The sequence below is a fragment of the Candidatus Gromoviella agglomerans genome (assembly GCF_021065005.1).
In the GTDB taxonomy this organism is placed as follows: Bacteria; Pseudomonadota; Alphaproteobacteria; order CAJXXZ01.
Window position 1 is genome coordinate 105,142 of the sequence record NZ_CP069247.1, and the last position, 19,958, is coordinate 125,099.

Here is a 19,958-nt window from a genome sequence, read left to right on the forward strand (position 1 = left end):
AATCGATAATACACAAGTAATTGATAGTTTTTTTATCTTTTGACAAGTTTGATGATTTATTTCTCAAATGCCAACCTAGAATTCATCAAAATATTAATAATATTTCTTGCTACGGGTAGTGTAAACCAAACTGATGTCGCGAAACCAAAAGTGGATTGACTGGGTTTTGGAGCGCCAAACATGACAATCATAGCATATTTTGGCTTGTAAGATGGGAAAATACACACAAATGAGACAATGTTCTTTTTTTGAACATATTTCTTATTTTGAATGATATTTGCAGTACCAGTTTTTCCTCCAAATTGGTGATCAGAAATTCCTTTAGAATGCCATTTTTTTGCATTGTTATTCAGGCAATGTATAACTAATTTAGCAATATTACTTGAGTACTGGTATTGACTCTTTTCACAATTATATTGTGCATTACGCACAAGTTTCAGGTTATCATAATTGGGATTCAACAATTTCATTAATCCATGCAAAACATTTAATGGAGTGAGAGAAATTCCATAGCCATAAGATGCCGTAACGATAGTACTTTTACTCCAATGAGAAGGCTTTGATGGTTTGCCAACTTCACTTATTTCTAAATTTATCTGATCAAACAAATTAAGAGATTCGAGAAATTTCCTTTGCTTCTCGCCTCCGATATCTAGTGCGGCTTTAGCATAACAAATATTAGATGATTTCGAAAATCCATCGACAATATTTAAACTACCATTAAATGGGGTTATGTCTCTTATCGTGAACGATCCTATAGTCAAGTTCGATGATACATCATACTCTTTATTTGGATCTCCATGAGCAACACACAGAGCTAAATTAAAAATTTTCATTATGGAACCAAATTCGTAAATTCCAGCTGTCATCTGATTAAACATACATTTATCAAATGGAGAATTAATCTTATGAGGATCAAAATCTGGATAAGAAACCATGCCCAAGATCTCACCTGTATCAATATCAGCTACAATTGCTCCACCCCACTCTGCCCCAAATTCATTTACCGCATAACTAATTTCGTTATGTAACACATGCTGAATTGCAATATCAAGTGTTGATATGACAACTGAATCATTAACAGAATTCACCCATTTTTCTAAGCCAGTTACTCCATTTTGATCGACATTTACGTATCCTATAACGTGCGAAAATAATCGGCCATGAGGGTAAATTCTTGCATAATTTTTTCTTACTTCTATGAAATCCAATTTCAAGCGCAACAAGTTGTGCTCTTCGTTCTTTGTTATATTTTTTACAATCCAAACAAAATTTTGAGTTGAGTACAATTTTTTCTTCAATTCATTTCTATTTAATTGTGGAAACACTTTCATCAAATCTGCAATTACTTTTGATTTATCCTGTATTTTTGATGGATTTGCATATACAGAACGAATAAGGGCACTTTTTGCTATAATCACTCCCTGCCGATCCAAAATAGTTGGTCGTTGCTTTCCATAATCATTTTCTAATAAGGTATTATTCATAAGCATGACCTTAAATAAGAACAAAATTATGAAAATCATGCAAAGAAAGAATAAGCCAAATAAAATGAAAAGCCTACGATTATCTGAAAATTTTGAGATCCACTTCATGATAAATACTTTATTTGAGATTTATCGTCGACTGATTGTTATATCTCGAAAGGAGATGCATTGCTCTAGTTTTTATTAATTTTTGCAACAAATGCGGAGATGTTATTCTTGCCCAATCAATCTCCAATTCTTGCAATTCTCTGGCAAATTTATTGATGTCATTTTGTACCAAATAAATCTCTAATTTTGTTGAAGAGTAGCTAAATTCTGAAAAAATTATCACTCCTATGGATACAGAAATCATCAAAATCGCCATTAAATACTCAAATCTAGTCATATGACTATAAAGAAATAATGTGGGAATATTACATAATATTCACTGGTGTAATCAAGGGAAAATGACAAATTCAACATGAATTTTACACCATAATCTCAACGAAGATAATAAGTCAATTATTGATAATTTTATGAATACAAGACGTTTACACATGCACTGCCCACCTCAAAATTGCTGATCTTGCTCTTGAATTGGTAGAAATTTCTGATGCAGATGGAAAAACTCTGTGATGTTTGTTGAAATTAATATCAAATTTGTTCTCTCTATTATTAGGCATAGTATCTAAGAATCCATGTTGAAAAAATCTTTTGATAATTCTATCTTCCAAAGAGTGAAAAGAAATTACGCATAAAATACCTTCTGATTGAAGAATAGACGAGCTTTTTTCCAAAAATACATTCAATTCATTTAATTCATCATTAACATATATACGAATTGCTTGAAAAACACGTGCGCAAGTTTTTATCCAAAATCTCTCACCTACAACTGTTTTTATTATGTCTCTTAACTGAAATGTACTGACAATTGGAGCAATTTTTCTAGCAAGCACTATCATTTTTGCAATTTTTCTTGAACAACGCTCCTCTCCATAGTGATAAATTATATTTGCAATATCATCCTGTGAAAATTTGTTAACTAAATCTTGCGCAGAAATTGTATTCAATCCCATACACATACTTAACGGACCATCTCTTATATAAGAAAATCCTCGATTGGAACAATCAATTTGAGGAGAAGATAAACCCAAATCCAATATTAATCCGTAAATTTTATCTATACCAAGAGAATGCAAAATATCAGGCAAAGATGAAAATTTACTATGAGCAAGATAGAGTTTATTTTCTTGAATATAGCTAGCAAATTGCTTCATACCGAAATCTATAGACTCCTCATCTCTGTCAATAGCAATCACTTTATATCCATTCTTAAGAAGACCCAATGTGTGTCCACCTCTACCAAATGTGCAATCGATAACAATACGATCTTCTCCTATTAAACTACCAAACAACGATAACACTTCGGCTAACATTACAGGAGAGTGATAATCTTGCATTTCTGTCACGAAATTATTTACAAATTAGATGAATCAGGAAACAAATGCTGTACAGATCTTATTTTCTCTTGCCTAATATCTTCTGCATTTTTTATCGCATTATTCACAGCTGCTACAAGCAGATCACTTAATAAAATATCATCATCTACAACGTCTTTTGACACTTCAAATTTTAAAGCATTATTGTCTGAAGCTCTAATCTCTACCTTAACAAGCCCTCCTCCAGACTCACCAACAACAACCATTTCTGATAAATCATTCTGAATGCTGAGCATTTGCTTTTGAAGTTCCTGAGCTTTTTTTAAAAAATCCTGAGACATTGTGCTAACATCATCTTACTTAGCCAGTATAATAGAGTTTGGATCAATGATCAATTACCCTCATGAAAGAGACTATGTTGGATAGTCTGCTCTATAGAAATATCTCCATCTCCAAGACCTTCTTCCTGTTCATATAGGGTATATGGAACATTTTGATTCTGTACATTAGTAAAATCAATATAATGAGGATTCTCATAATTTCTACTGTCTTGACCCATTAAAGCAAGAAGATCTGATTGAGGCGTTTGATTGTTATAATATCTCTTATTAGAAAAGTGCTGTATATGTTCTCCAGGAGTTGAATTGATATAATTTCCTTTATTAAAAGTTGTGTCATCGTAAGTATAACTTTGATTTAACGACTTATTTATAAAAGGTTCCACTTTACCATCACTATGTTCTGCAGTAGTATTATTACGCATATTCAATGCATTTTTTTGTGTATCATTTTGCATGAAATTATTTGTGCCTCCTGTAAGAAAGCGTGAAGTTCTATTTTGTTGATCTATATACGGCTGTTGTTGAGGTTGGTGCTGGTTATAACCTTGATTTTTACCAAGCTGTTGCTGCTGAAGCGGCTGTTGAGGTTGCTGCTGGTTATAACCTTGATTTTTACCAAGCTGCTGTTGCTGCTGAAATTGCGGCTGTTGAGGTTGGTGCTGGTTATAACCTTGATTTTTACCAAGCTGTTGCTGCTGAAATTGCGGCTGTTGAGGTTGGTGCTGGTTATAACCTTGATTTTTACCAAGCGGCTGCTGCTGAAATTGCGGCTGTTGAGGTTGCTGCTGGTTATAACCTTGATTTTTACCAAGCTGCTGTTGCTGCTGAAATTGCGGCTGTTGAGGTTGGTGCTGGTTATAACCTTGATTTTTACCAAGCTGTTGCTGCTGAAATTGCGGCTGTTGAGGTTGGTGCTGGTTATAACCTTGATTTTTACCAAGCGGCTGCTGCTGAAATTGCGGCTGTTGAGGTTGCTGCTGGTTATAACCTTGATTTTTACCAAGCTGCTGTTGCTGCTGAAATTGCGGCTGTTGAGGTTGGTGCTGGTTATAACCTTGATTTTTACCAAGCTGCTGTTGCTGCTGAAATTGCGGCTGTTGAGGTTGGTGCTGGTTATAACCTTGATTTTTACCAAGCTGCTGTTGCTGCTGAAATTGCGGCTGTTGAGGTTGGTGCTGGTTATAACCTTGATTTTTACCAAGCTGCTGTTGCTGCTGAAATTGCGGCTGTTGAGGTTGCAGCTGTTGAGGTTGCTGCTGGTTATAACCTTGATTTTTAGGAAGCGGCGACTGCTGCTGAAATTGCGGCTGTTGAGGTTGTAGATATAACTGACTTGATTGCGGAGAAAGTTGTTGAAATTTCTCATCTAATTCCTTTACTATTCGGTTATTATCTGCCACCATCTTAAAAAGATTTTGGGAAGAAGTTTGAGTCTCTTCAATCTTTTTCTGTGTTTCTTGAATTATCTTAATCTGATTATCCATTTTCTCTTGCATTGCCAGAAATTGATTCTGAATATCAAATTCTTTCTTTTTCTTTGCTATATAATGTTTGGATAAATTCTGATCATCTCTCTCAGATTTTTGTTCATGAACAGATTGGTGACTCTCATCCAAATATTGACTTTGTCGAGAATATTTCTTTTTACTATCCTTACCAAATTGATCGGCAGTCATGGAATCACACAATAGATTGTCTTCTTCCCCAAAACTCGTACACATTTTTAGTAAGTCCTTTAATTGGACAAGTTCATCAACTAATTTGCAAATCTTTTCATTGTATACTCGGTGTTTTTTATCAGCATTCATGATTACTTCCAAATCAAGATCAAATCTTTCAAAATACATTTCTATTTCTCTTATTCTATCTTCAATATAGCGTGATTTCTTCGAAGCTAAAGTTCTTAATGCTTTTAGTCTTGCATTATATTCATCTATTTCATTTTGCTTATGTTGATTAATTGAATGAATTTCTTTTTCAAAAACCTTATCCAATTGACTTCTTTTATTTTCCAGAATCTTCATTTTTTCTCTTATCTCTTCTATTTCACGAAAATCAAACACTCTAGATTGAAATTCCTTTCCATGTCTATCTTTCTCAGATTTGAAATTCAATCCACGTTTGACATAATCTTCATCCATAACATAATCTGATTGATCAACATACATTGAATTTATTTTAGGACTTGCATATCTTGGATATTCACCTTTCCTTACATAAATATCATCATCAACTTCATGTATACGTACGAATTTCTTACTTGTTTTAGGAATGTCTCTCGTTTGTTTAGGAGGTATATGTATTCTCTGAGGTGTTTGATAAGACTCTGAATTGCTTTTTTGATTTAGCTTTGCATGATTCATATATTGGTAAATACGAGACTTTGGCGATGTCGAATCCTTAATATCTTGATCAAGATACATCTTGTTGTTTGATCCACAAGTTTCTACAGATACAATTCCAGCAATTATGCAAATAATAAAAAAATCATTAAATACTTTATTCATATAAAATGTAACAAAAATATTATAAAGGATAAGTAAGTTAATATTTAAAATTTGCTAATATACTATAAAACATCAATAAGGTTCATTCAACAATTCAAAGAGTTTTGTCCAAATGTTCTACAGAGAAGCCTTCAAATCTACAGAAGTTCCAATCATGACAATAACTTGAGACATATTGGAACCATATTCAAAATCATCGCCCAAAATCCCAATACGCTCCATATCCATGGATAAAACTTGATAACACACAGAAAGGTAGTTATGAATATATCCAAAATTATTCTTAATAGAATGACCAGCAGACATACCAAATGTATTCATGTTAAGAGAAATGCCATTAATGTATGAATTACGCCAAAACAATCCAACGGACATAAAATCATTTTGATATGCAAATGTTAAAGATAAACTGTTGTACAACAAACCATCTAATTTGGATGATGTATAAGGACATATCAAACAATCATGAATAGAAATAAAGAAATCATTAAGATTCATACTAAAAGAGAAAAATACATTATTAACATATGTTGATTGTAGAATAGATTGTATGTTACCACCTACTACCGCATCAAATATTGCATTAACAGACTCGATAATCTCATCATCCTCTTCACTATTTATCTTCATCAATCCTAAAATATCTTTTACATCAATATTTGAACCCAAGTAAAATCCCTTATAAGCAAGTGCAGAGCTAAAAATATCATTTTTATATCTCATAGCCAATCCAAGAGTTTTAAAAAAAGTAGATCCAATTTCACTCTTTTTATATCCAACAAAAGGAATTATCTCAAAAACACCATTAGATTCTGTCCAAAAACCTATAGAACCAGCCAAAGAAACTGTATCCTTTATAAAAAAAGTATTGTATATATCATCAAGTGATGAAGCAAATATCATTCCTCTCGGACTTGCTGGCATCAAATCACTTACAAAATCAAAATAACCGATCATAGATCTATATTCAATATTACCAACTTTATTACCAAGATCGAAAGACAGCCTACCTACTTTTATTGGTAGAGCATCATTCTCATCTTTTGATCCTTTTAACTCAAATTTCACACATGAGTCACCAAAAAAGTAATAATTAGCAAATAACTTAGCTTTATTCAGCGCAAATGAAGATATAATTGACGCATTTGATTCAAATTCTTTTAACAATTGCAACCCAATGTCAAACTGCACTCCAACATCTAAATGAGAATCTTTCTCAACAATCTTATCACTAACTATCATAGAGTTAGATTTTTCATAAGAAACAGACTTCTGATGATTTTCTTTTCCAAACGAATTAATGCAAGAAACGAAAAAAGTCATACTACATAGAATTAAAGACAAATAATTTTTCATTGTAAAAACACTGAACGATGAACATATCATCTGCTAATGAGTAAAAAAAATCAATATCTTGCTTAAATGTGGGCCCGGCAGGAATCGAACCTGCGACCGAGCCGTTATGAGCGGCCTACTCTACCGCTGAGTTACAGGCCCAACAGTAAAATTCTACAGATAATTCTAGTAAAAACAATACTTTTTTTATTCATCTGCATTATATACACCATCAAATAAATTTCCTATATGAATATTTGCAATAAACTGATAAGATTATTCATCTTATATTAAATTCGGATGAGTAAACTTGAATTTGAAAAGAAACTTTCAACTTTGCTGCAAAAATTTCAATCTATAGAAGAGAGTTTATCATCTGAAACATTAACTTCAACGGAAATTGTTAAACTTTCAAAAGAACATGCATCAATGATTGAAATTGTTGAAAAAATAAAACAAAGAGAAGAACACAGCAAATCTTTTGATTACATGACAGCAGAATTATTATCATGTAAAGATTTGGAAATGATCGATTTTATAAAAGATGAAATTATAAATTTAAAAAAATCCATTCAACAGCTTGAAAATGATATAAAATTTTTACTCATTCCTGTTGATGAAGATGATGAAAAAAACGCACTACTTGAAATAAGAGCAGGTACTGGTGGTGAAGAAGCCTCACTATTCGCTAACAACTTATTTAATATGTACATTGGATATATAAATCGAATGGGCTGGACATACAATATCATCAGCTTAAGCAACACAGATCTTGGAGGAATAAAAGAAGTAGTAATATCAATAAAAGGAACAAATGTGTTTAGTAAACTCAAATTTGAATCAGGAGTTCATAGAGTTCAACGCGTTCCATTAACAGAATCATCAGGCAGAGTACATACATCTACCGCAACAGTCGCAGTTTTAGCAGAAATTGAAGATGTTGACATTCAAATTGCTGATTCAGATATAAGAATCGATGTGTTTAGATCTAGCGGACCAGGTGGCCAATCTGTTAACACCACAGATAGCGCGGTCAGAATTACTCACATTCCATCTGGAATTGTCGTTAGTCAGCAAGACGAAAAATCTCAGCATAAAAACAAAGCAAAAGCTATGAAAATTTTGCGAGCTAGGTTGTACGATTACGAAAAAATGTTGCAAGATAAAGAAAGATCAATGAATAGAAAATCTCAAGTTGGAACTGGAGATCGCTCTGAAAGAATAAGAACATACAACTATCACGATAACCGAATTACAGATCACCGAATAAATTTCACACTTCATAAATTAGAAAAAGTTTTAACTGGAGAGTCTTTACACGAAATCATCGATGAATTACTTGCAACAGACAAAATAAACAAAATGTCTGCAATAGATGAATAAAATTTATTATAAATTACTATCAAAATTGTTAAAGTTTTTTTAAAAATAAGCCTTTTACACAAACATTTTTCTTAAATATATCCATTCTCTGCGATAAATTACATTGCATATCTATAATTCAAAATGAAGTCATATAAGAATTATTGAAAAATCAATCACATACATATTATAAGTTCAAATTTGAATCAGGAGTTCATAGACTTCAACCGACTCCGTTAACATAATAAAATCATCAATATTTACCGAATGGTTAACACAACTATAGGATTGAAATAGACTACACCATACAAATCTTCACAAAAAAATACTCAAACTACGTGCAAAATTCATTCATTCCACTTCTTAAAAATTAAGCAAGAATTAGTACCTCCAAACCCAAAAGAGTTTGACATCGCATAGTTAAAATTACTCACAGATTGCGCAGTAGGAATGAAATTTATCAACTCCGTTAACGGATTCTTTATATTTAATGTAGGAGGTAAAGTTCCATTCATCAACGACATTATAACATAAATCGCCTCAATCCCTCCAGCTGCACCCAATGCATGTCCAATTGCAGATTTTGTCGAAGACATATTTACCAAAGGTTCATTTAAGATACCAATATTATGATCAATAAGTCCACATTCATTAACAGACGTTTCAATTCCAAAAAGCCTAAGCACAGCTTGAATTTCTGCCAAATCACCAGCAGGAGTTGAAGTGCCATGTCCATTTATATAAGAAATCTGATCAACAGAGATTTCAGCTTCTTTCAAAGCTAAATTCATAGCCCTATATGCTCCATATCCACTCTCTTGAGGTGCAGTAATATGATAAGCATCGCTAGAATTACCATAACCAACTAGCTCCGCTAGGATTCTAGCCCCCCTAGAAACAGCATGATCCAGATTTTCCATAACCAAAACTCCAGCACCTTCACTGATTATGAATCCTTTTCTTGCTAAATCGTAGGGACAAGAAGCCCTTTCCGGACTTTCTTCGCAATTTCTTGCAAGCGCTGTAAGTGCATTAAAACCAGCAATTCCTAGTGGTGTAACTGTAGATTCAGCTCCTCCAGCAATAAATACATCAGCCCGTCCACATTGAATCATATCAAATGCTGCACCAATTGAATCCGCACCAGAAGCGCAAGCCGTAACAATCGAGCTATTATGACCTCTAAAATCATTTTTTATCGCAATCATGGCTGAGGATATGTTAATCAGTGAAGAAGGAACAAAAAATGTACTGACCTTACCTGAAGATAATAAACTTGTCGAAGCATTATATATTTCTTCAAGGCCACCAATTCCTGCACCTATTATGACTCCTGTTCTGCATTTTTGATATTCATTTGAAGGGTACCAATGTGCCATCTTTATAGCTTCTTCAGCAGCCGCAACAGCATACAAAACGAATTGACCATTTTTCTTTAAATTAATATCTTTCAACGAAAAATACTTAGTGGCTAAAAGCTCACCATCATTTTCCCCTTTAGGCACAACTCCAGCAATTTTAACTGGCGAATCAAAGAATTCTTTTTCATGCAGATATCTTATTCCAGAATCTCCAGCGATCAATCTCTTCCAATTTAAATCAACTCCACAACCAAGAGGGCTTACTATACCAATTCCGGTTATAACAACTCTTTTTCTCACTACTATCACCTAAGTTGCATTTTTCTCTGATAATCTAGACGAGATCGCATCAATTGTTCCTTTAATTGATGTAATATTCTTTGCAATTTCATCCCCTATTTCAATATCAAAACTTTTTTCTATTTCCATTATCAACTCAACAGAATCCAAACTATCTGCACCTAAATCATTCACAAAATTAGTATCGTCCGATATGTTGACTCCAGGATCTACAGAAAGCTTAGATCGAACTATTTCGATTACCTTTGCCTTGATATCTTCTTCTGAATACGCACAAGGATTCATACATCTCCGTAAAAAAAACTTCGTAGACAATATATCAAAAAAAAAATGAATATACCAGATAGATATTGAATGAAATTTTATAACAAATGTATTGATCTTTTTTTTTTTACAGAATACCATTGAGATTATTTTACTTTTTCATTCAATGCAAGTTTGTTCTTCTCTCAAATCGAAATTATTACGCCACTCCGGTTGTATACTGGTTCGCAGAAAGGGGAAATTGAGAGTTATCAATAAAAAGTATCCACGTTACAAGGCTAGACAGGGATAATATGAAATATTCTGATTTTGAGTTGGTTATTGCATCAGCTAATTTAGCTAGACATATTGATATTTCTTCTATTTCTTACAGAAATTACGGTAACTTGGCGCTTTTTTCACTAAACAAAATCAATTCCGGAGATGAATCTGTAGAGAAATGGTTGCATCATACTGAAGAGTGATTTTACGAATTCGATAGAACATATAACGATATTGTTTATGTAGCTGAAGTTCTTGCATAATCTCAATTAATTATAAATTATACTTGTGTTATTTTGATTTTGCCTTATTCTTGTTTAATAGATTACTGGAATTTTGCAAAGGAACCTGAATGAATAAATACGATATACTTGTTTTAGTTGGCGGATCCTCAGAAGAGTTTGATATTTCATTGGAAACTGGCAAAAACGTAGTTGCTTGCTTGAAAGATGACCTTAAGCAAAGTGTTGAAGTACTTGATGTATCAAAGATAGATTTAGTAAAATATTTGTTAAATATTTCTAAAAAACCTGACTTAGTGTTTAATGCTCTTCATGGGAAATTTTTTGAAGATGGTAAAATTCAGGCTATACTGGAGTATTTCAATATACCTTACACTCACTCTGGAGTTTGCGCTTCTGCAATTGCAATGAACAAGCGCATATCTTATCTGATCGCAGATGCAATTGGTTTGAAATACCCTCTATATCAAGTAATGCATTATGATGAATACATAGCCAAAAAATATTGGGGAATACATATCATAAAGCCAATTTGTAGTGGGTCGAGTGTCGGAGTGAAATTGATAAAATCGTCATCAGATAAAGACGATGCAAATGCATACTTATCTTCTGAAGAAGGAAAAAATGTTTACGATAAACATGTAATGGTTCAGGAATTTATTCAAGGAATAGAATTAACAGTTCCTGTTTTGTTTGGCGTGGCAATGGAGTGTATAGAAATTGATCATAACGGAAATTTCTTTGGTAACAAAGAAAAATACGATCCTGAAGCTCATAATTATAAAATTTTTCATGACAAAGTTGTGAGAGATATCACATGCGGAATGGCTGAAAAAATGCACTCCACAATTGGATGTAATGGAATAACCAGAAGCGATTTCATATACGATCCACAAATTCCAGAATATCGCGGCATATACTATCTAGAGACAAATACTCAGCCTGGATTAGGCGAAGTGTCAATAATTCCAAGCATTTTGAAGGCAAAATCAATATCTCTAAAGGAGATACTTTCCGTAATGATACAATCTACTATTATTAGAGAGTAAACTGAGTTTGCGCCATTTCGTATAACTAAAATAGGTGAAAATGTTAATGGACATTTCATATATTTCAAAAAAAGTCAGGACAAATAGTCCTCATGAGAAATATCATAAAACAATCACAATAAGATCATTCATCCTTAAACATTTATGTCTATTTAGTGATTACCAAGGCATGTGACATAATAAATATGAGCATTTTTTTCGTTTATTATACCACATAGTTACTATTTTTCACACTATACTATCAAAAACAAATAAGTTTCCAAAAAATTTTATGCTCTAAAAAATCGCATCGTTTTACTTAATATAAAATTAATGAACTTAGTACATAATTAAGATTATTTAAGATGGTGGCAGTCATAATACACAAAAGTCCAATGACTCAATAGATTGGAGAGTGTATTTTATATTTAGTCTCTTCTCATTTTTATAAGAAAAATATAAACAGATTTTGAACATAATGATACAAAATATGCTAAAGAGATTTAATCTCAAGTTTCATTTAGATGACAGATAAATATCATAAAAATATAACTCAAAGAGCATTGCTGTACGTCAATTTTGAAATATTGTAAAATTTTCTCATGTATGAAACAATGTGCATATTCGTATTAACACTGAATGTTGCGGCCAATAAGAGGAACAAAAGATTTTTCTATAATCGATTGCCAACTTTTCAATACCATCATAAGTCAAATGAAATCGCAAATGAATTTGTACAATATTGATGAAATATCTGTTCCTATTTTTGAACACGAAGAGCTATTTTCAACATCAGTTGGAGAACTGTCTGACATAGTACAAAGAGAAATGTACAAAGTGAATAGTAATAATTTGAAAAGAGAATCATCGGAAAAGGTAGTCCTCAGGCCAGAAAGTACAACTTCTGTCATGCGATTTATCTCATCAAATAACTTAATATACGATATGCCAAAAAGATTTTTCACATACGGCCCAATGTTCAGATATGAACGTCCACAAAAAGGTAGACTAAGACAAATGAACCAATTTAGTGTAGAACTATTGGGATACGATTCATCATTCATAGATGCAGAATTGATAAAATGCGCACAAGATTGTTTGAATTCGATCGGAATCAATCCCTACAGACTAGAAATTAACACTTTAGGAGATGTAAAAACAAGAGAAAATTATCGACAAATTCTCATAAATTATTATGAAAAACACATAAATGGATTGTCAAATGAAAGCAAAAATAAAATGTACAAAAATCCATTGAGAATTTTCGACTCAAAATTTGAGTGTGATCAAGAGATCATTAATGATGCTCCTAAAATACTCGAATATTTAAGTTATGAATCAAGAAAATTCTTTGAAAAAGTGATGAATTATTTATCTGCATTATCAGTCGATTTTTGCATAAATGATAAACTGGTCCGAGGTTTGGACTATTATAGCGACACGGTTTTTGAATTCAAAATTGATTCGTTTGGAGCTCAATCAACCATTTTAGCAGGAGGACGATACGATAGCCTTTCACAAAAGATTATCAGCAAAAAAATTCCAGCTGTAGGATGGTCACTTGGAATAGATCGAGCAATGATGATGATTGAAGAATCGTACCAATCTCCTCAAAAAGCTAACAACATTGGAATTGTAGTCTTTGCAGATGAGAACGATACAGCAATGAAAGAGGCATTGATCATCGCTACAAAAATTAGAAGAATCAAACTAAATTGCGAAATAATAAGCGAGCAAACTCTATCAAAATGCCTAAAAATGGCAAATAATAGGAATATAAGTATATGTGTGATTTTAGGTCCAGAAGAAGTTTCACGCCAAGAGTGTATAGTAAAAAATATGCAAAAGAGTGAAACTCAGCTAACAATCAGCACATCAAATATTGAACAAGAATTTATATCTATAAAAGAAAAGCTACTAATATAAACTCATTGAAAATGAATACATGAAGTGATAACCTTCTTGATATATATTCGATTCTTACAGTGTCTTATAGACTTAATTCACGCATAGTATTTGCTAACATTTTAAGAGGAATATCAGCTATAGTTGTGATCTTTCAGCATTATTTTCATGATATTTGGTTGTACGACATATCCTCACTCTGCAGTATTCCAAAAATGCCAAAAATTCCAGCATTTGCAGCGGCACTCGAATCAATTCACTTTAATTTCGGTCATTTGGCTGTGAATATATTTTTCATAATAAGTGGATTTTTGATACCATTTAGCTTAGAGAGATACTCTCGCATGGAATTTATCAAGCAAAGAATTTTTCGAATATATCCCACTTACATTTTTTGCGGCACGATATCTCTGATATTCATATTTATAGCATCTGAATATAGTGGATACGCATTCCCATACAGCGCTTCTGATTTGCTTCCTAGAGTATTTTTATTAGGTGATGTATTTGGATACGTATATCAGAACTTTGACATTGTATCTTGGACGCTAGAAATAGAAATTAAATTCTACATTTTATCGCTCTTATTATACAATTCCATCAAAAATTTGAATATAAAAAAAATACTAATATATTTTATTTTAATGAATAGTGCATTTTACGGATTGACATTAATCGATCCAATTAGCAATCCATTTGGATCAGATCTAAATTATTACGCATTCATCACCAAGTACAATATAAAATATATGAATATCATATTTATTGGCATAATTTTATACTTTTTCTACAAAAAGGTCATATCTATCTCTTTGACATTTTTAATATCTTGTAGTTTTTTGGGAGTTTTCGCCTGCGAAGTATATTATAGATACTCAGACAAATACAAATTAGCTCCACTTTTCGAGTCATTGCAAGCAATATCAGCATTTATCATATTCATGATCTGCTTATTGATACACATGAAAAAAGAGAATAAAAAAAGCAATAAATTGACAGAAATTTTTTCTAAAATCTCAGATATGAGCTACTCGATATACCTATCGCACGCAGTCCCAGGATTCGTAATAATTTATATTTTCGTCGATAATATTTTTCTCGGAATAATAAGTGCAACTGCATACTCCATCATCGCATCATATATAGCATACAGATTCGTTGAAAAGCCATTTATTCAGATAGGGAAACAGATATTCTAACCATTTTAAGAAAAATTCACTAAAATTTGTGCAATATTTTAAAAACCTCTCAAACGTGTACGATTTTTAAAAAGACATGTTTAGTTGACAAAAGTTGTTTTCAAATTTTATGACAGAATATTCAAGAGAATCAAATAATTTTGAATTACACTTCATTCATATCATCGTTACGAGAATTTATAATCTATTGATTGGTTGAAAGAATTAATATTTAGCTTGCATTGAATATAGCTCAAAACAAACCGTATAATTGTTATTGAGATAAACTTAATTATCAGTATGACAACTTAAATGAATATATAATTAAAAACACATTTGAATTTTGAAAAAATAATATACACAGGATTTGATCAAGATTAAGACCGTAAGTGACATCATTTTTGTAAAAATACACATACATGCTTAGCAGGACTCATTCATATCACATATCAGATATGTATGAATTTATGCGCACTATCGAATTTTCAGAAATCAATCGAAGCACATATAATTCCAGTAAATCGCAAAAAGTAACTAATATTATTTATCAGACAAAAAATCTGATAAAGAAGCAGAAGAAGCAGCGGTACTTGCAAATTCTTGCATATTTTTCTTGTGATCTTCATGCTCACATCGAGCAATAGAAAGCTCAACCTTCGAACCATCATCCCGTACAGAAACAATTTTAGCTTCAATTTTTTCGCCTAGTTTAAAACGATCAACTCTATTTTGAGACTTATCCATAGAAAGTTCAGACCTCTTGATAAATCCCTTCAAGCCAATCCCTTCCTCAATAATAACTTCAACCTCAGAATACAATACACCAGAAACAGTACATGTAACAACATTCCCAACAGCTAACTTACTAGCCTTATCCTTATAAGGATTATCAGTAAAATGTTTTAAACTCAATTTTAGCTTATTTTTTTCTGGACTTGTGCCAATGACCTTAACTTTTATAGCATCACCATCTTTATAATTTTTCAAAAGATCGACTCCATCAGATGTCCAAGACATATCTGATATATGAACCAACCCTCTAACCCCACTTTCAGCTTCAATGGTCAACCCAAATGGAGTGACTTTCATAACTTTACCATCAATTTCTTTCCCAAATGGATAATCCTCAGGATTTATAAGCCTAGGATCAGGAGAATGCCTCTTCAAACTTAAAGAAATTCTCCGTTGCGCGGTGTCAATATTTAAAACAATGCACATCACAGCCTGTCCAACGGTCACGACCTCACTTGGAGCAACATTCTTAGATACCCAACTCAACTCAGACAAGTGAGCAAGTCCCTCAATTCCATAATCGAGTAACTCTATGAATACACCATAATCTGCAATATTAGTCACTTTTCCACGAACAGAATCTCCGACTTTGAGATCTCTGCCTATCACAACCCAAGGATCTTCACTCAATTGTTTGACACCAAGGGAAATGTTTCCATTATCTCTATCGATGGACAGAATTATAACATCAATGGTATCTCCAACATTTATACCAGCACTTGCAGGGCTAGACACTCTCTTCCAGGACATATCAGTCACATGGACCAATCCGTCATGCATTCCTTGTCCATCCAACGAAACAAAAGCACCGTAATCGGTAGTATTTTTCACCAAGCACCCTCTCAAAATTTGCCCTTCACTTAATGTTTTCGCAAATTCTCTCTTTGCTGCTTTTTTATCAATATCGGCCGCCCCTCTTGAAGACACAATAATCTTACTACAAGTAGCATCCATGGACTGAATAGTAACATATATAGAGGAATTAAGCGGATAATTTGGTCTTCCTTTCTCAACATTATTCGAAGGCATATGAGCTAAAATCCCTCCGGACAAGCTTAAAGTATAGCTACCATTTCTCATAACACCTACTACAGTTGCCAGAACTTTCTCTCCATTTTCAAATGAAGACTTCAACTTTTTCTTCACCTCTGATTTCTTAACTTCTTCACGACTCAAACCGACAGATCCGTCTCCCTTCTCAATACTCATGAGAATTACATCAACATTCATTCCAACCCGAATATCTTCGGATTCGAACTCAGTCAAAGGAACCTTGCCAAGAGATTTCATTCCCACATCCAAATAAACAAGACCATCATCAACTTTAGTGACTCTTCCAGAAATTATCTCTCCTTCTTTGAAGCTCATCTTATTCATGGAAGAGTCAAGCATTTTTTCAAAATTTTCCTCGTGATCAGAAAAACTTTCAGAATTTTCTATAAAATACAACAAAACAAAAAGAACAAATAATAATATGGATTTTACATAAGATATAATTTTTTTTCAAGATATATAGAAATTAACCATATATTTCTTATAATTCAAATGGTTTAATTCAAATGTTTGAATAAATTCCAATCACAGGATATCATCAAAATTTGCCCACATCACATCAAATCCTGTTTTTTTTGCGAGACTTTTCAATACACTTTTCGGAGAAATTTCAATAAATTTTGTATTATCATCAACCTCAGATATACATTTTATACTCTTCATCGTTTCTATCCACATCACAGAGCTTACCATCTGAATCATCATAATATCTTTAATATCATTTCCATTAGTAATTGGATTTGTGATTCCTGAAATAGACGAATAAAAGTCACCAATTGCATCAAAAAATCTCACTTTTTTTAATTCTTCAGCAAAAATATTTTGTGCATCAATCATCAACGGAGAATGAAATCCTCCACTTACAGGCAACTTTATATGTTTTATTGTATTATCTTCACAAAATTCAACAACTCTAGCAATAGCATTTTCTGTACCACTTAAAACTATTTGACCATTACAATTATAATTAGCAATAACGCAAATATCTCCATTCTCTGTAGCATAATGCACAATATCATGAATCTTATCATCGACACCAAGTACAGCTACCATGCCACCTTTAGGTGCATTCATCATAAGCTGCCCCCTCTTCACAATCAATGATAATGCGCTCTCAAAATCAATAACTCCTGCACAACATAAAGCAGAATATTCACCTAAGGAATGCCCACAAAACGAGAAATTTGTATTTGAGTTAAGTTTACAAAATTTCACAAAATTTTTACTACAACGCTCAGTTACAATGGAAATATCTACATAATGATCTATAAATTTCTTAAATATCGCCACCTCTGATATAAAAATTGCTAATTGAGAATACATCGTCTGAGCAAGCAGATCTTCTGGTCCATTGAACATCAAATCTCTGATAGAACAAGCAATATTACAATTTTTTTGTAAAAAATCATCTGCATAATCTATTATCATTTTCACTTCTACAGATTTATAATATAAAACTCTTGTCATTCCAACAAACTGAGTTCCTTGGCCCGAAAACATAAAGACATAGTGCATAAAAAAATAAAAAAAATGCGGTGAATTTTATCATAAAGAACGAAATCTGTTAATTATTTTATCCATATTCATTCTTCGTGAGCCTTTAACCAAAACACTACAATTTGTCTCTTTTGACAAAACTTCAACAATATCATCACAATTATCGAAAAATTTCAAATTAGCAGGTAAAATTACATTTTCGCTTGCAATCTTCATTCTCTCTCCAAAAGCTAACACATCGTTTGATAAAAGCAAAGCAAAATCCAACACTAAAGAATGGTAATAAGCAGAACGATCTCCAATTTCACTCATATCACCCAGCACGCATATCAACTTATTTTTATCATGGTTGACATAGGCATTTTTTATAGACTCAATCACTGACATTGGATTTGCGTTATAACTCTCATCTATAATTTTTACATTTTCTTGAAAGGTAAATGCTTTTCCTCGTCCGCTTATCTCTTCAAATGAATCTTGAGAAAAAAAAGCTTCTTGCAAATTAATTGATTGACTCAATTCCATTTTTTCATCATTTATTAAGCAAAACATCAGAGCTGCATGAACTTTATTTTGCATAAAAATCTTAAAATCAATATCATACGCATTTTTATTAAAGGAGTTATTCTTCCACTGTACAATGGATGAATAAAATTCCCATGTTAATTCTGAAAAATTTTGGTAAACATTTAATACGGAAATATTGCAATTTTCGCAATGTCTTGAAACAAAATTAATTATTTCATAAGAACGACAATTATAGTTTATTATCAGAAGATTTTTTGCAAATGTTGCAAATTTATTTCGAATTTCTTGAGCAATTTTCTCATAAATATTTAACTTTTCTTCGTAATTTATGGAGGTTTGATATTTTTCAATAAACTTCTGCTTGCCATGCGTGTTCACTGATTCTACAAAATTGATAGCTCGCAATTCAGGACACATATAAACATAATCATGTATGTCCAGAATACACAAAGTAGAAGTAAAATCAAATAAACTATATTTTTCTTGTATAATGTTAGTCAATACACGAAAATATTCCATATGAACTGGCAATATACTAGTTATAATTGAAATGTGAGGCATCAATATTTCAGACAACTCAGCAATTTCACCCATATGATTTGTTCCAACTTCAAAAATACCAACGTTACAATACTTTGGCATATTAATTATTGTCAAACAAACTCCGATGAAGTTGTTGTAGCTCTTAATCGAGTAATAAACGTCATTCCTATTCATTTTAAGGATTTTTGCAAGCAATTCCTTCGTCGTAGTTTTACCAGCACTACCAGTAATTGCCACAATCTTAGTATTTGTCATTCTGAATCTCGCAAATTTTGCCATTTTCCCAAGAGCATCTTTACTTCTTTTAACATAAACAACATAATTACTGATAGAATCATCAGATTCCAATATCACCAAACATGCACCTTTTCTAAGTGCTTCAAGTCCATAATCATTTCCATCAAAATTATCTCCTTTAATGCCTATGAATATATTTCCAGGCAACAAAGTTCTGGTATCAATTGAAACTCCAGTACACTCAGAAGCAAAATTCGGGCGTTTGTTCAAATTTAGAGCCAATTGAATCTCTTCTTCTGTCCAAAGGCTCATGAGGGCT

The 19,958-nt window shown here is 32.4% G+C and carries 17 protein-coding genes and 1 tRNA gene; 6 read left to right on the forward strand and 12 right to left on the reverse strand.

Translation table 11 applies throughout. The annotated features are described in order from the left end of the window. Window positions 1-56 precede the first annotated feature (56 nt). From Gromo_RS00420 to Gromo_RS00450, 7 genes are all read right to left on the reverse strand, one after another. Window positions 57-1,487 carry a peptidoglycan D,D-transpeptidase FtsI family protein gene (locus Gromo_RS00420; protein ID WP_231159004.1) on the reverse strand — a complete coding sequence of 477 codons (1,431 nt, stop codon included), beginning with the start codon at window positions 1,485-1,487 and terminating at the stop codon, window positions 57-59. Window positions 1,488-1,605: 118 nt separating this feature from the next. After that, window positions 1,606-1,872 (reverse strand): hypothetical protein, encoded by a 267-nt coding sequence (locus Gromo_RS00425; RefSeq protein ID WP_231159005.1) that lies wholly within the window; start codon window positions 1,870-1,872, stop codon window positions 1,606-1,608. Between the two features lie 145 nt (window positions 1,873-2,017). Further along, the gene (gene rsmH, locus Gromo_RS00430) at window positions 2,018-2,926 is read right to left on the reverse strand and encodes a 16S rRNA (cytosine(1402)-N(4))-methyltransferase RsmH (protein WP_231159006.1); all 909 of its coding nucleotides are present in this window, start codon (window positions 2,924-2,926) and stop codon (window positions 2,018-2,020) included. A 17-nt stretch (window positions 2,927-2,943) separates the two neighbouring features. Then, complete coding sequence (locus tag Gromo_RS00435; protein ID WP_231159007.1) at window positions 2,944-3,246, reverse strand: YbaB/EbfC family nucleoid-associated protein; 303 nt, start codon at window positions 3,244-3,246, stop codon at window positions 2,944-2,946. A gap of 50 nt (window positions 3,247-3,296) precedes the next feature. Further along, window positions 3,297-5,753, reverse strand: a complete 2,457-nt coding sequence (locus Gromo_RS00440) for a hypothetical protein (RefSeq protein WP_231159008.1) — start codon at window positions 5,751-5,753, stop codon at window positions 3,297-3,299. A 117-nt stretch (window positions 5,754-5,870) separates the two neighbouring features. Then, window positions 5,871-7,076 carry a hypothetical protein gene (locus Gromo_RS00445; protein WP_231159009.1) on the reverse strand — a complete coding sequence of 402 codons (1,206 nt, stop codon included), beginning with the start codon at window positions 7,074-7,076 and terminating at the stop codon, window positions 5,871-5,873. 102 nt (window positions 7,077-7,178) lie between these two features. Beyond that, window positions 7,179-7,250: transfer RNA gene (locus Gromo_RS00450), tRNA-Ile, on the reverse strand. A 138-nt stretch (window positions 7,251-7,388) separates the two neighbouring features. Here Gromo_RS00450 and prfA point away from each other — a divergent pair. Then, entirely contained in the window at window positions 7,389-8,471 is a 1,083-nt protein-coding gene (prfA, locus tag Gromo_RS00455; protein ID WP_231159010.1) for a peptide chain release factor 1, read from the forward strand. A gap of 326 nt (window positions 8,472-8,797) precedes the next feature. Here prfA and Gromo_RS00460 read toward each other — a convergent pair whose 3' ends face one another. Together Gromo_RS00460 and acpP are read right to left on the reverse strand one after the other, a co-directional pair. After that, entirely contained in the window at window positions 8,798-10,111 is a 1,314-nt protein-coding gene (locus Gromo_RS00460) for a beta-ketoacyl-[acyl-carrier-protein] synthase family protein (RefSeq protein ID WP_231159011.1), read from the reverse strand. 9 nt (window positions 10,112-10,120) lie between these two features. Then, window positions 10,121-10,396: an acyl carrier protein gene (gene acpP / locus Gromo_RS00465; protein ID WP_231159012.1), complete on the reverse strand. Its 276-nt coding sequence runs from the start codon at window positions 10,394-10,396 to the stop codon at window positions 10,121-10,123. 145 nt (window positions 10,397-10,541) lie between these two features. Between acpP and Gromo_RS00470 the strand changes: the two genes are divergently transcribed. The 5 genes from Gromo_RS00470 to Gromo_RS00490 all read left to right on the forward strand — a co-directional run bounded on the left by Gromo_RS00470 (window position 10,542) and on the right by Gromo_RS00490 (window position 15,010). Continuing rightward, window positions 10,542-10,667 (forward strand): ribosomal protein bL36, encoded by a 126-nt coding sequence (locus tag Gromo_RS00470; RefSeq protein WP_231159013.1) that lies wholly within the window; start codon window positions 10,542-10,544, stop codon window positions 10,665-10,667. 1 nt (window position 10,668) lies between these two features. Then, window positions 10,669-10,839, forward strand: coding sequence for a hypothetical protein (locus tag Gromo_RS00475; protein ID WP_231159014.1), 171 nt, complete (start codon window positions 10,669-10,671; stop codon window positions 10,837-10,839). Window positions 10,840-10,988: 149 nt separating this feature from the next. Beyond that, complete coding sequence (locus Gromo_RS00480) at window positions 10,989-11,927, forward strand: D-alanine--D-alanine ligase family protein (RefSeq protein ID WP_231159015.1); 939 nt, start codon at window positions 10,989-10,991, stop codon at window positions 11,925-11,927. Between the two features lie 618 nt (window positions 11,928-12,545). Then, window positions 12,546-13,832 carry a histidine--tRNA ligase gene (hisS, locus tag Gromo_RS00485; protein ID WP_231159016.1) on the forward strand — a complete coding sequence of 429 codons (1,287 nt, stop codon included), beginning with the start codon at window positions 12,546-12,548 and terminating at the stop codon, window positions 13,830-13,832. A gap of 59 nt (window positions 13,833-13,891) precedes the next feature. After that, window positions 13,892-15,010, forward strand: a complete 1,119-nt coding sequence (locus Gromo_RS00490; RefSeq protein WP_231159017.1) for an acyltransferase family protein — start codon at window positions 13,892-13,894, stop codon at window positions 15,008-15,010. Between the two features lie 519 nt (window positions 15,011-15,529). Here the strand turns inward: Gromo_RS00490 and Gromo_RS00495 are convergent. The 3 genes from Gromo_RS00495 to Gromo_RS00505 all read right to left on the reverse strand — a co-directional run bounded on the left by Gromo_RS00495 (window position 15,530) and on the right by Gromo_RS00505 (window position 19,951). Then, window positions 15,530-17,233, reverse strand: a complete 1,704-nt coding sequence (locus Gromo_RS00495) for a S1 RNA-binding domain-containing protein (RefSeq protein WP_231159018.1) — start codon at window positions 17,231-17,233, stop codon at window positions 15,530-15,532. 126 nt (window positions 17,234-17,359) lie between these two features. Further along, a complete protein-coding gene (locus Gromo_RS00500) occupies window positions 17,360-18,349 on the reverse strand; it encodes an ACP S-malonyltransferase (protein WP_231159019.1) in 990 nt (329 codons plus the stop codon). Between the two features lie 30 nt (window positions 18,350-18,379). Next, window positions 18,380-19,951, reverse strand: a complete 1,572-nt coding sequence (locus Gromo_RS00505; RefSeq protein WP_231159020.1) for a UDP-N-acetylmuramoyl-tripeptide--D-alanyl-D-alanine ligase — start codon at window positions 19,949-19,951, stop codon at window positions 18,380-18,382. Window positions 19,952-19,958 lie beyond the last annotated feature (7 nt).